Origin of the sequence: Sphingopyxis lindanitolerans (genome assembly GCF_002993885.1) — a bacterium.
Lineage (GTDB): Bacteria > Pseudomonadota > Alphaproteobacteria > Sphingomonadales > Sphingomonadaceae > Sphingopyxis > Sphingopyxis lindanitolerans.
In genome coordinates this window covers 1107556-1119439 of record NZ_CM009578.1, presented here as the reverse complement: position 1 = coordinate 1119439, position 11884 = coordinate 1107556, and the positions used below count along the sequence as shown (strand labels likewise).

At 66.0% G+C, this 11884-nt stretch carries 12 protein-coding genes; 10 read left to right on the top strand and 2 right to left on the bottom strand.

The features are described from left to right. The first annotated feature begins 1 nt into the window (after position 1). The 9 genes from ctaD to CVO77_RS05325 all read left to right on the top strand — a co-directional run bounded on the left by ctaD (position 2) and on the right by CVO77_RS05325 (position 7654). On the top strand, positions 2–1669 hold the full coding sequence (ctaD, locus tag CVO77_RS05360; RefSeq protein WP_105998224.1) for a cytochrome c oxidase subunit I: 1668 nt from the start codon (positions 2–4) through the stop codon (positions 1667–1669). 74 nt (positions 1670–1743) lie between these two features. Continuing rightward, positions 1744–2655, top strand: coding sequence for a heme o synthase (locus CVO77_RS05355; protein ID WP_105998223.1), 912 nt, complete (start codon positions 1744–1746; stop codon positions 2653–2655). Beyond that, positions 2652–2807: a hypothetical protein gene (locus tag CVO77_RS21395; protein WP_192878871.1), complete on the top strand. Its 156-nt coding sequence runs from the start codon at positions 2652–2654 to the stop codon at positions 2805–2807. The genes CVO77_RS05355 and CVO77_RS21395 overlap by 4 nt, the downstream gene beginning before the upstream one ends. Beyond that, positions 2804–3361 carry a cytochrome c oxidase assembly protein gene (locus tag CVO77_RS05350; protein ID WP_105998222.1) on the top strand — a complete coding sequence of 186 codons (558 nt, stop codon included), beginning with the start codon at positions 2804–2806 and terminating at the stop codon, positions 3359–3361. The genes CVO77_RS21395 and CVO77_RS05350 overlap by 4 nt, the downstream gene beginning before the upstream one ends. Positions 3362–3444: 83 nt before the next feature. Then, the gene (locus CVO77_RS05345; protein WP_105998221.1) at positions 3445–4320 is read left to right on the top strand and encodes a cytochrome c oxidase subunit 3; all 876 of its coding nucleotides are present in this window, start codon (positions 3445–3447) and stop codon (positions 4318–4320) included. A 1-nt stretch (position 4321) separates the two neighbouring features. Beyond that, entirely contained in the window at positions 4322–4717 is a 396-nt protein-coding gene (locus CVO77_RS05340; RefSeq protein ID WP_242446109.1) for a DUF983 domain-containing protein, read from the top strand. Further along, on the top strand, positions 4701–5342 hold the full coding sequence (locus tag CVO77_RS05335) for an SURF1 family protein (RefSeq protein WP_242446108.1): 642 nt from the start codon (positions 4701–4703) through the stop codon (positions 5340–5342). The genes CVO77_RS05340 and CVO77_RS05335 overlap by 17 nt, the downstream gene beginning before the upstream one ends. A gap of 28 nt (positions 5343–5370) precedes the next feature. Continuing rightward, on the top strand, positions 5371–6768 hold the full coding sequence (gene thrC, locus CVO77_RS05330; protein ID WP_105998219.1) for a threonine synthase: 1398 nt from the start codon (positions 5371–5373) through the stop codon (positions 6766–6768). Further along, a complete protein-coding gene (locus CVO77_RS05325) occupies positions 6761–7654 on the top strand; it encodes a class I SAM-dependent methyltransferase (protein WP_105998218.1) in 894 nt (297 codons plus the stop codon). The genes thrC and CVO77_RS05325 overlap by 8 nt, the downstream gene beginning before the upstream one ends. A 59-nt stretch (positions 7655–7713) precedes the next feature. On the opposite strand, the gene CVO77_RS05320 is transcribed toward CVO77_RS05325, so the two are convergent. Both CVO77_RS05320 and CVO77_RS05315 read right to left on the bottom strand, forming a co-directional pair. Next, entirely contained in the window at positions 7714–8841 is a 1128-nt protein-coding gene (locus tag CVO77_RS05320) for a GGDEF domain-containing protein (RefSeq protein ID WP_105998217.1), read from the bottom strand. Between the two features lie 54 nt (positions 8842–8895). Next, on the bottom strand, positions 8896–10137 hold the full coding sequence (locus tag CVO77_RS05315; protein ID WP_105998216.1) for an MFS transporter: 1242 nt from the start codon (positions 10135–10137) through the stop codon (positions 8896–8898). A 226-nt stretch (positions 10138–10363) separates the two neighbouring features. Between CVO77_RS05315 and guaB the strand changes: the two genes are divergently transcribed. Then, a complete protein-coding gene (gene guaB / locus CVO77_RS05310) occupies positions 10364–11821 on the top strand; it encodes an IMP dehydrogenase (protein ID WP_105998215.1) in 1458 nt (485 codons plus the stop codon). Positions 11822–11884 lie beyond the last annotated feature (63 nt).

The following is an 11884-nucleotide window of genomic DNA, read 5'->3' as shown; positions in this document are numbered from 1 at the left end:
GATGACCGATATCGCAGCGACTGCACCCGGCCACGATCATGCGCATGATCACGGCCATGATCACGACACGCCGGGCTTTTTCGTCCGCTGGTTCATGTCGACGAACCACAAGGACATCGGCACGCTCTACCTGATCTTCGCGATCATCGCCGGCATCGTCGGCGGCGTGATGTCGGGGATGATGCGCCTCGAACTCGCCGAGCCGGGCATTCAGTATCTCCACGGCTGGGCGCAATTCTTCGACCCCACCGCGGGCGAGGTACAGGCGAAGCATTTCTGGAACGTGCTGATCACCGCGCACGGCCTGATCATGATCTTCTTCATGGTCATGCCGGCAATGATCGGCGGCTTCGGCAACTGGTTCGTACCGCTGATGATCGGCGCGCCCGATATGGCCTTTCCGCGCATGAACAACGTCAGCTACTGGCTGACCACCGTGGCGTTCGTCATGCTGATCGGGTCGATGTTCTTCCCCGGCGGCAGCGGCCTGGGCGCCGGCACCGGCTGGACGCTTTATGCTCCGCTGTCGACCAGCGGTTCGGTCGGCCCGGCGGTCGACATGGCGATCTTCTCGGTCCACCTCGCGGGCGCGGCGTCGATTCTCGGCGCGATCAACTTCATCACCACCATCTTCAACATGCGCGCGCCGGGCATGACCCTGCACAAGATGCCGCTGTTCGTGTGGTCGGTGCTGGTCACCGCCTTCCTGCTGCTGCTCGCGCTGCCGGTTCTGGCCGCCGCGATCACCATGCTGCTGACCGACCGCAACTTCGGCACCACCTTCTATGATGCGACGGGCGGCGGCGATCCGGTGCTTTATCAGCATCTCTTCTGGTTCTTTGGCCACCCCGAAGTCTACATCATGATCCTGCCGGGCTTCGGCATCGTCAGCCAGGTCATCTCGACCTTCAGCAAGAAGCCGGTGTTCGGCTATCTCGGCATGGCCTATGCGATGGTCGCGATCGGTGTCGTCGGCTTCATCGTGTGGGCGCACCACATGTTCACCGTCGGCATGAACGTGAACCTCAAGATGTATTTCACCGCGGCGACGATGGTCATCGCGGTCCCGACCGGCATCAAGATCTTCAGCTGGATCGCCACCATGTGGGGCGGTTCGCTGAGCTTCAAGACGCCGATGGTCTGGGCCCTGGGCTTCATCTTCATGTTCACCGTCGGCGGCGTGACTGGCGTCGTCCTTGCCAACGGCGGCGTCGACACCAACCTGCACGACACCTATTATGTCGTCGCGCACTTCCACTATGTGCTGTCGCTGGGCGCGGTCTTCTCGCTCTTCGCCGGCTTCTATTACTGGTTCCCGAAGATGTCGGGCCGGATGTACAACGAGACCCTGGGCCAGTTGCACTTCTGGATCTTCTTCATCGGCGTGAACGTCCTGTTCTTCCCCCAGCACTTCCTGGGCCAGCAGGGCATGCCGCGTCGCTATCCCGACTATGCGGAAGGCTTCGCCTACTGGCATTATGTCTCGTCGGTCGGCTATGCGATCATGGCGGTCGGGATGATCTTCTTCTTCGTGAACCTCGTCTATTCGCTGTTCGCGGGCAAGAAGGCCGCCGACAATCCGTGGGGCGAAGGCGCGACGACGCTCGAATGGACGCTGTCGAGCCCGCCACCGTTCCACCAGTTCAACGAACTGCCCCGGATCGCGTGACCTATATCGCCTGATTGGTTCCGCCCCCTGCCGAATGGCGGCGGGGGGCGTTTTTCCGAAGGGCCGGAGTTGAGATGGCGCAGAGCCTGACCCATGGCGAAATGGCGCTGCCCGCCGATTGGCGCGATCTGTTCGCGCTGACCAAGCCGCGCGTGATGTCGCTTGTCGTGTTTACCGCGCTGTGCGGCCTGCTCGCGGCGCCGGGCAGCCTTCATCCGGTGCTCGCTTTCTCCTCGATCCTCGCGATCGCGCTGGGGGCGGGGGCGTCGGGCGCGCTCAACCAATGGTATGAGGCGGGGCTCGACGCGAAGATGAAGCGCACCGCCGGGCGGCCGCTGCCCGCCGGGCGGCTCGACCCGCAGACCGCGCTCCACTTCGGGGTCGGGCTCGCCGCCTTCTCGGTCTTCCTGATGCTGTTCGCCGCCAATTGGCAGGCGGCGGTGCTGCTGGCGGTCTCGATCCTCTTCTACGTTTTCGTCTACACGATGTGGCTGAAGCCGCGGACGCCGCAGAATATCGTCATCGGCGGCGCGGCGGGCGCCTTTCCGCCGCTGATCGGCTGGGTCGCCGCGACCGGCACGGTCGCGCCGTTGCCGGTGCTGCTCTTCCTGCTGATCTTTCTGTGGACGCCGCCGCATTTCTGGGCGCTCGCGCTGTTCGTGCGCTCCGACTATGCCGCCGCCGGCATTCCGATGATGCCGGTCGTCGCGGGCGAAACCTCGACCCGCCGCCAGATCCTCTTCTATGCGCTGATCATGGCGGCCGCCGCGATCGCGCCATGGCCGCTCGGCTATACCGGCGCGCTCTATGGCTGGACCGCGATCGTCCTGTCGGCGCTCTTTGTATTGCTTTCGATCCAGGTCGGTACCCGCAAGACCGGTGAGGGCGACTTGATGCAGCCCGAGAAGCGCCTTTTTGCCTATTCGATCGCTTATCTTTTCATATTGTTCGGCGCGATCGTCGCCGACCATTGGTGGCCCTTATGACCGACGAAACACCCCCTGAGCAGCCGCCGTTCGACGAGGCCGAATATCGCCGCCGCCAGCGCAGCCGCGCCAATTTGATGGCGTGGATCCTGGGCGGGCTCGCTTTCCTGTTCTTCTTCATCACCATGGCGCGGATGGTGGTGCCGAAATGAAGACGATGTCGGCCAATGCCAAGACCGCCTCGCTCGCCGCGCTGCTCGTTGTCGCGATGGTGGGGCTCGGTTTTGCGTCGGTGCCGCTCTACAATCTCTTCTGCCGGGTGACCGGCTTCGGCGGCACGACGCAGCGCTATGATCCCGTTGCGGCGGCCGCAACGCCGAAGGTGCTGAGCGACACGATCTCGGTGCGCTTCGACACCAATGTCGCGCCGGGCCTGCCGTGGAAATTCTATCCCGAGCATCCCACCGATACGGTCAGCATCGGCGCGCGCGACATGGCGATCTTCATCGCCCAGAATAATTCGCCGCACGATCTGACGGGCACCGCGAGCTTCAACGTCACCCCCGATGCCGCGGGCAAATATTTCACCAAGATCCAGTGCTTCTGCTTCACCCAGCAGACGCTGAAGGCGGGGGAGCAGATTCGCATGCCGGTGCTGTTCTTCGTCGATCCCAAGATCAAGGACGACCCCGACGCCGACGACATCGAAGAGATCACGCTCAGCTACACCTTCCACCCTGTAGACGGGGACAAAAAGGCGAGCTAAGGCCGCGATCGAAGAGTCTTAATCCAAAGACCGGCGGGTGATGGGGAATCATCGGGCTGGGGCAAAATAACGGGAACTGCGACATGGCTGGTGCCAAACATCATGACTATCACCTCGTAAACCCCAGCGTCTGGCCGATGATCGGTTCGATCGCGGCGCTCGTCATGTTCTTTGGCGGGGTGATGTGGATGCACGCCGATTATTTCGGCGGCGCCGGAAAATGGGTGTTCGGCCTGGGTGTCGCGGGCGTGATCGCCACCTTCTTCAGTTGGTGGTCGGACGTCATCGCCGAAGCTCATGCCGGCGACCATACCCCGGTCGTCCAGCTCCACATGCGCTATGGCATGATCCTGTTCATCGCGTCCGAAGTGATGTTCTTCGTCGGCTGGTTCTGGGCGTGGTTCGATTTCTCGCTGTTTCCGGTGCCGGTCGAGATCGTCGACGGTGCGGTCAGCTCGCTTTTCGGGCAGGACGGCGCCAATGCGATCACCATGTGGCCGCCCAAGGGCATCCACGTCATCGACGCCTTCTCGCTGCCGTTGCTCAACACGCTGATCTTGCTCTGTTCGGGCACGACGGTCACCTGGGCGCATCATTCGCTGATCCACGGCGATCGCGAGGGGCTGAAGAAAGGCCTGTGGCTGACGATCCTGCTCGGCCTCGCCTTCAGCTCGATCCAGGCCTATGAATATGCCGAAGCGCCGTTCCCCTTCGGCACGATCAACTATACCTCGGCCTTCTTCATGGCGACCGGCTTCCATGGTTTCCATGTCCTCGTCGGCACGATCTTCCTGATCGTCTGCCTCGTGCGCACCTATAAGGGGCATTTCACGCCGCAGCAGCATTTCGGGTTCGAGGCCGCCGCCTGGTATTGGCACTTTGTCGATGTGGTGTGGCTGTTCCTCTTCATCATCGTCTATGTCTGGGGCGGCTGGGGCGCGCCGGTCGCCGCGCACTAAATTGCCGGACGAGAGCCAAGCACAAAAGGGGCAGCCGCCGATCTGGCGCGCTGCCCTTTTTGCGACCTGCCCCGAATGCGGGGCGCCGGGCCTGTTCGAGGGTCCGGCCCGGTTTCGCGAGCGCTGTTCGGCGTGCGGGCTCGATTTCGGTCGCTATAATGTCGGCGACGGTCCCGCGGCCTTTCTGACCCTGATCGTCGGTGCGCTGCTGATCATGCTGGCCTTGCTGCTCGACGCCGCGGTGCGGCCGCCGCTCTGGGTGCATGTGATCCTGTGGGTGCCGCTGACGCTCGTCGCGGTGCTCTATGGCCTGCGTGTCGGCAAGGCGGCGCTGCTCGCCAGCGAACATCAGCGGCAGGCCGCCGAAGGAAAGCTCAGCGATGACGGAAAACCCTGACGTCCCGCGCCGCTGGCCGGTGATTTCGACGATCCTCGTGCTGTGCGCCGCCGCCGCGATGGTCGCGCTCGGCGTCTGGCAGCTCCAGCGCAAGGGCGAGAAGGAAGCGCTGATCGCCCTGCTCGAACGCAACGGGTCGATGTCGGCGCTCGTGACCTATCCGAAATTGCCGCCGGTTCCCGACGCGATGCTCTTTCGCAAGAGCAGCCTGGTGTGCCTCGAAGTGGTTCGGTGGGATCCGCGCGGCGGGACCGATCGCAAGGGTCAGACGGGCATCCGCATGATCGCCGACTGCCGCACCGGCGCCGAGGGGCCGGGCGTCCTTGTCGATGTCGGGATCGCCGACGATTTCACGCCGCCCCAGTGGAAGGGCGGGACGGTGCAGGGAACGATCGTCCCCGGCCCGGAACAGCCGACGCTGATCCAGCGGCTGACCGGGAAGGCGGTTCCGGCGCGCGCGATGCTCGTCGCCGACGCGCCGGTTCCGGGGCTGCGCGCCAGTCAGGTGCCTTCGGGCGCCGATCTGCCGAACAACCACCTCGCCTATGCCATCCAATGGTTCTTTTTCGCCGCGATCGCGCTGATTATCTATGCGCTTGCGGTGCGCCGCCGCTTGCAGCGGTGACGGCGCGCCGTTAGGGCGCATTCCCGTGATGGATTATATCAGCACCCGCGGCTCCGCGCCGACCCTCGACTTTCGCGCCGCCACGCTTGCCGGCCTCGCCAGCGACGGGGGGCTCTATGTCCCCGCCGAATGGCCGCGGATGTCGGTCGACGAGATTCGCGCTCTCGCCGGGCTCGACTACGCCGAGACCGCGGTGCGGGTGATGATGCCCTTCGTCGCGGGCGTCCTGTCCGAGGACGAACTGCGCGCCCTGTGCAAGGCCGCCTATGGCCGGTTCAGCCATGGCGCGGTGACGCCGCTGGTGCAGCTCGACCATCGGCACTGGCTGCTCGAACTGTTCCATGGTCCGACGCTGGCGTTCAAGGACGTCGCGCTGCAACTGCTCGGCCAGCTCTTTGAAAAATTCCTCGCGGGCGGCGAGACCGAGATCACCATCGTCGGCGCGACCTCGGGCGACACCGGCTCGGCGGCGATCGAGGCGGTCGCGGGGCGCGAGCATATCCGCATCTTCATGCTCCACCCCGAAGGCCGGGTCAGCGACGTCCAGCGCCGCCAGATGACGACGGTCCTTGCCCCTAATGTCCACAATATCGCGATCGACGGCAGCTTCGACGACGCGCAGGCAATGGTGAAGCGGCTGTTCGGCGACGCCGAGGCGCGCGGGGCGCTGACCCTGTCGGCGGTCAACAGCATCAACTGGGCGCGGCTGATGGCGCAGATCGTCTATTATTTCTACGCTGCCGTCCGCCTTGGCGCGCCCGACCGTCCGGTGGCGTTCAGCGTGCCGACGGGCAATTTCGGCGATGTCTTCGCGGGCTATGCCGCGGCGCGCATGGGGCTGCCGGTGGCGCGGCTCGTCGTGGCGACCAACGTCAACGATATCCTCCACCGCGCGCTGGCGAACGGCGACTATAGCGCGGGCACCGTCACCGCGACCGCGACGCCGAGCATGGATATCCAGGTCAGCAGCAATTTCGAGCGGCTGCTGTTCGACCTGTCGGGCCGTGACGGTGCCGCGATCACCGGCATGATGGACGAATTCGACGCGAACCGCGCGATGTCGATCCCCGAGGATATGCTGCGCGGCGCGCGCGACCTTTTTTCGAGCGCGCGGATCGACGGCGACGCGATGACGCTCGCGCTGCGCTGGGCGCAGGAACATGGCGGGCAGATCATCGACCCGCACAGCGCGGTCGGGCTGGCCGCCGCGCGGGCGCTCGCCATCGATGCCGGCATTCCCGTCGTCACCCTCGCCACCGCGCATCCGGCGAAGTTCCGCGAAGCGGTCGAGCGCGCGACCGGCGTGCGTCCGCCGCTCCCCGCGCGGCTCGGCAACCTCTTCGAGCGCGAGGAGCGCTATGTGAAGCTTGCGGGCGACTATGACACGGTGAAGGCCCATATCCTTGCCGAGGCGGCCCGTGGCTGATCTGCGGCCCCTGGTGACGCTTGTCGGCGAAGCCTGGGACGATTACGGGCTGATCGACAGCGGCGGCGGGCGCAAGCTCGAACGCTATGGTCCCTACCGCTTCATCCGCCCCGAGCCGCAGGCGATGTGGCAACCCGCGCTTTCGCCGAGCGAATGGGAGGCGGCCGACGGCGAGTTCATTCCCGCGTCGGACGAGGATGGCGGCGGCCGCTGGTATTATAACAAGCCGGTGCCCACCGACGGCTGGCCGCTCGGCTGGCGCGAGGCGCGCTTTACCGCGAGTTGCACGCCGTTTCGCCACCTGGGTTTCTTCCCCGACATGGCGCCGGTGTGGGACTGGCTGCGCGGTAGGCTCGCGGACAAACCCGACCCCGATTTCCTGAACCTCTTTGGCTATACCGGGGTCGGCAGCCAGGCGCTTGCCGCCGCGGGCGCGTCGGTGACGCATGTCGATGCCTCGAAGAAATCGGTCGCCCAGGCGCGCGAGAATGCCGCGCTCGCGGGGATGGGCGAAAAGCCGATCCGCTGGATCGTCGACGATGCCGGGAAATTCACCGCGCGCGAGTTGCGGCGCGAGCGGCGCTATGACGCGATCCTGCTCGACCCGCCGAAATTCGGGCGCGGCCCGAATAACGAGCGCTGGCAGTTGGAAGAGGGGCTGGCGCCCCTGCTCGCCGATTGCCGGCAATTGCTCGACGCCGACAGCCGCGCGCTGTTCCTGACCGTCTATGCCGTCCGCATGTCGGCGCTCGCCATCGGCGAACTGCTCGGCCAGCTTTTCGCCGACCTGCCGGGCACGGTCGAATGCGGCGAACTCGCGGTGCGCGAAGAGGCGCGGGGGCTGCTGCTGCCGACAGCGATCTTCGCGCGGTGGAGCCGGTCCTAAAGCCAGCCATAAACCGTCGCCCCCGCCTGCGCGGGGGCGACGGTTAACGTTTGGGCGCTTTATGACTCCGGCGTCGCCAGTTCGATCCGGTTACGCCCGCCTTCCTTGGCGCGATAGAGCGCTTCGTCGGCGGCTTTCAGCGCCGCGCGCACCTCGGCATAGCCGAAGACGTCGGCGACCCCGCCCGAAAAGGTGATCTGGCCGAAGGGCTGGTCGGTCTTGCGGTTGATCAGCCGCCGTTCGGACAGCCCCGCGCGCGCTTCGTCGAGCCGCTTCGCTGCCTCGCTCGGTGGCAGGCCTCGGAACAGCATCACGAATTCCTCGCCGCCGTGGCGCGCGACATGACAATGATCGTTGGAGATACGCGCCAGCGTATCGGCGATCAGCTTGATCACGCGATCGCCCGCTTCATGGCCGTGGACGTCGTTGACCTTCTTGAACTCGTCGATATCGCAAAACGCGACCGACAGCGGTTCGCACGCCGCGCGCGCTTCTTCATGATGGCGTTCGAGCAGTATCTCGAAGGCGCGGCGGTTGGGCAGGCCGGTCAGATAGTCGATCTCGGCATCGCGCTTGGCGCGGGCGAGGCTGCGGCGCAGCGCCTTCGTTTCGTCCTCGCTCTTGCGCATCTCGTCCTCGGCGTGGCGCGTGCGTTCGAGCATCACCTTGGCGATGTCGGCGAGGTGCGAGACAAGCTCGCCGGTCTTTTGCACCTGTTCGAGGTCGCTGACATGCGCCTCCAGCTTCGATCCATATTCGCTCGTCGCGCTGCGCGCCGCTTTGGTGTTGGTGTGGAAGGTTTCGAGGTTTGATTCGAGCCGCGCGACCATGCGGTCGAGGTCGGCGCGATCGGCCACGGCGGGCTCATTCTCCATCAATTCGTCGAGCCACTGCTGGGTGATGCCCGCGGGCGTCTGCGAGCGCGCCGCGATCTGGCGCGCGAGCCGCGGGTTGATCCCCGAAAAGGCGCTGTGCGCGACCAGCAGGTTGGCGGCCGAAATGTCGAGATCATGGTTGAGCAGGAAGGAGGTCATGGCGCCGAGCAGTTGCTCGCGCGCCTCGTGGACAAGGCTGCGCGATCCGGGCGGAGCCTCGCCCTCGTCATAGGCCCCGCTTCGCGCGCGGAGTCCCAGCCAGCCCAGGAGCCGCCCTACCGGCTCGTTCGATGGTGTCGCATGTGTGGTCATGCGCCATTTAACGGGCGCGCGCGGCCCGATTTTAAGCCTCGACGCGAAATTTGCTCAGCGGTCGATGCGGCCTTCGTCGCGCCCGGGCATCGGCGCCAGAAACGGCAGGAGCAGCGCGGTCAGCACCAGCCAGCCGCTCGACGCCAACAGCGCGCTGGACAGCGACCCCAGGTCGGCGAGCAGGCCGAACAGCCAGGCGCCGAGCGCCATCGCGCCAAAGGTCACCGCCTGATAGATCGACAGGCAGCGGCCGAGGATCGCTTCGGGCGAGCGAAGCTGCATCGCGACGTTGAGCGTGGTCAGCGTCGACACCCAGGCGAAGCCCGCGACAAAGGTCGATGCCATCACCCCCGCGACCGACGTAACGAGCGCCATCGGCGCCAGTGCCGCAGCGAAGATCAGCGCCGATACGGCGACGATCCGGTCGCTGCCCCAGCGGCGGCGCAGATAGCCGACGCACAGCGCGGCGAGGATCGATCCGGCGCCGAAGGCCGCGAGGCAGAGGCCATAGACCGTCTCGGTCCCGTGCAGCCGATCGCGGACGAGCGCGGGGAGCAATGCCTGAAAGCCGATCGCCGCGATGCCGAAGGCAAAGCCGCGGGTCAGGATGCGCCGCACCGGGTTCGACTGGACGCAGAAACGGATGCCGGTCGCGATCGCGGCGAGCATCGGCGTGCGCTGCGGCGGGGCGACCTCGGGATGCCAGCGCAGCAGCACGACGATCAGCGCGAGATAGCTGACCGAGTTGATCGCAAAGGCCGGGGCGGGGCCGGTCAGCGAAATGAGCAGGCCGCCGAGCGCCGGACCGACGCTGCGCGCGAGGTTGAAAGCGATGCTGTTGAGCGCGATCGCCTGCGGCAGATCCTTCGGGCCGACCTGCAACCGCACCGAAGCCTGCCACGCCGGACCGTTGAGCGCAGTGCCGCACCCGACCGCGAGCGTGAAGAACAGCAGCAGCAGCGGCGAGATCGCGCCGATCCAGGTCGTCACCGTCAGCGCGGCCGAGACGAGCAGCATCGCGGACTGCGCCGCGAGCATGACGCGGCGCCGGTCGAAATTGTCGGCGATCGCCCCGGCGAACACGCCGAGCAGCAGGATCGGGATCGTCGCGCCCGCCTGGACCAGCGCGATGAGCTGGTGCGACGGGGTAAGCTCGGTCATCAGCCAGGCGGCGCCCACCGACTGAATCATCGACCCCATGTTCGACGCGAGATTGGCGATCCAGATCGCGCGGAAGGCGGGATAGCGAAAGGGCGCGAGAGAAGAAGGCGGGGAAGGGGTTTGCGTCGCGCTCACAAATCAAGCGCCTAGCTTTTGAAGGGGGGAATCGCAATCGGGTGCGGCATGTTTTTGTCCGCGCGCTCGCGGGCCGGACAGCGAAGCGTGGCCGACGGCGAAATAATCGGGTTCCCCCCTCTGGCGCGCACGCGCCCGACTGGTTACATGGGCCGCCACCAAACGAGTCGCGTGCGCCGCCCCGCAACCATGGGCAGGCGCCGCCCCGCACCAGAAAGTGGCACCTATGGAAATCTTCACCGGACTGACCTTCGACGACGTGCTGCTGGTGCCCGGCGCGTCGGACATCCTGCCGTCAGACGCCATATTGTCGACCCAGCTCACGAGCGAGATCAGCCTCAATATCCCGATCCTGTCGTCGGCGATGGACACGGTGACCGAGGCCGACATGGCGATCCTGATGGCACAGATCGGCGGCATCGGCGTCCTCCACCGCAACCTCACGATCGAGGAGCAGGCGGCGGCGGTGCGGCAGGTCAAGCGTTTCGAGAGCGGAATGATCGTCAACCCGATCACGATCGCGCCCGACGCCTCGCTTGCCGAGGCGACCGCGCTGATGGCGCAGCACAGGATTTCGGGGATTCCGGTGGTCGAAGCCAGCGGCAAGCTCGCCGGCATCCTGACCCACCGCGACGTGCGTTTCGCCGAAAATCCGAAGCAGCCGGTCCGCGAGCTGATGACCGCCGACAATCTCGCCACCGTGCGCCCCGGCGTCGGCCAGGACGAGGCGCGCAAGCTGCTTCATCAGCGGCGCATCGAAAAATTGCTCGTCGTCGACGGCGATTATCGCTGCATCGGGCTGATCACCGTCAAGGATATGGAGAAAGCGGTCAACTTCCCCGACGCGACCAAGGACGGGAATGGCCGCCTGCGCGTCGCCGCGGCGACCAACACCGGCGACAGCGGGATCGAACGCGCCGAGGCCTTGCTCGATGCCGAATGCGACCTGATCGTCGTCGATACCGCGCACGGCCACAGCAAGGGCGTCGGCGAAACGGTCGCGAAGATCAAGAAGCTTTCGAACCGGGTTCAGGTGCTCGCGGGCAATGTCGCGACCGGCGAAGCGACCCGGGCGCTGATCGACTGCGGCGCCGACGGGGTGAAGGTCGGCATCGGTCCGGGATCGATCTGCACCACCCGCGTCGTCGCGGGGGTCGGCGTGCCGCAACTCACCGCGATTCTCGACAGCGTCGAGGCGGCGTCGAAGCTGGGCGTGCCGGTGATCGCCGACGGCGGCCTGCGCACCTCGGGCGATATCGCCAAGGCGCTTGCGGCGGGCGCGTCGAGCGTCATGGTCGGCTCGCTGCTGGCGGGCACCGCCGAGGCGCCGGGCGAAACCTTCCTGTTCCAGGGCCGCACCTATAAAAGCTATCGCGGCATGGGCAGCGTCGGCGCGATGGCGCGCGGTTCGGCCGACCGCTATTTCCAGCAGGACATCAAGGATCAGATGAAGCTGGTCCCCGAAGGGATCGAGGGCCAGGTGCCGTTCAAGGGCGCGGCGAAGGATGTGATTCACCAGCTTGTCGGCGGCGTGAAGGCGGCGATGGGTTATACCGGCAGCCGCACGCTCCAGGATCTGCGCGAGCGCGCGAAATTCGTCCGCATCACCAATGCGGGGCTGCGCGAAAGCCATGTCCACGACGTGGCGATCACGCGCGAAGCGCCGAATTACCCGGTTGGGTGATTCGTGACGCAGCGACACATCCATCCCCTCCCGCAGGCGGGAGGGGCAGCGAGACTTGGCAGC

Bases quoted from the DNA above. Each gene is read 5' to 3' on its own strand.
- ctaD (WP_105998224.1), top strand. From the start codon at position 2: ATGACCGATATCGCAGCGACTGCACCCGGCCACGATCATGCGCATGAT.
- CVO77_RS05355 (WP_105998223.1), top strand. From the start codon at position 1,744: ATGGCGCAGAGCCTGACCCATGGCGAAATGGCGCTGCCCGCCGATTGG.
- CVO77_RS21395 (WP_192878871.1), top strand. From the start codon at position 2,652: ATGACCGACGAAACACCCCCTGAGCAGCCGCCGTTCGACGAGGCCGAA.
- CVO77_RS05350 (WP_105998222.1), top strand. From the start codon at position 2,804: ATGAAGACGATGTCGGCCAATGCCAAGACCGCCTCGCTCGCCGCGCTG.
- CVO77_RS05345 (WP_105998221.1), top strand. From the start codon at position 3,445: ATGGCTGGTGCCAAACATCATGACTATCACCTCGTAAACCCCAGCGTC.
- CVO77_RS05335 (WP_242446108.1), top strand. From the start codon at position 4,701: ATGACGGAAAACCCTGACGTCCCGCGCCGCTGGCCGGTGATTTCGACG.
- thrC (WP_105998219.1), top strand. From the start codon at position 5,371: ATGGATTATATCAGCACCCGCGGCTCCGCGCCGACCCTCGACTTTCGC.
- CVO77_RS05320 (WP_105998217.1), bottom strand. From the start codon at position 8,841: ATGACCACACATGCGACACCATCGAACGAGCCGGTAGGGCGGCTCCTG.
- guaB (WP_105998215.1), top strand. From the start codon at position 10,364: ATGGAAATCTTCACCGGACTGACCTTCGACGACGTGCTGCTGGTGCCC.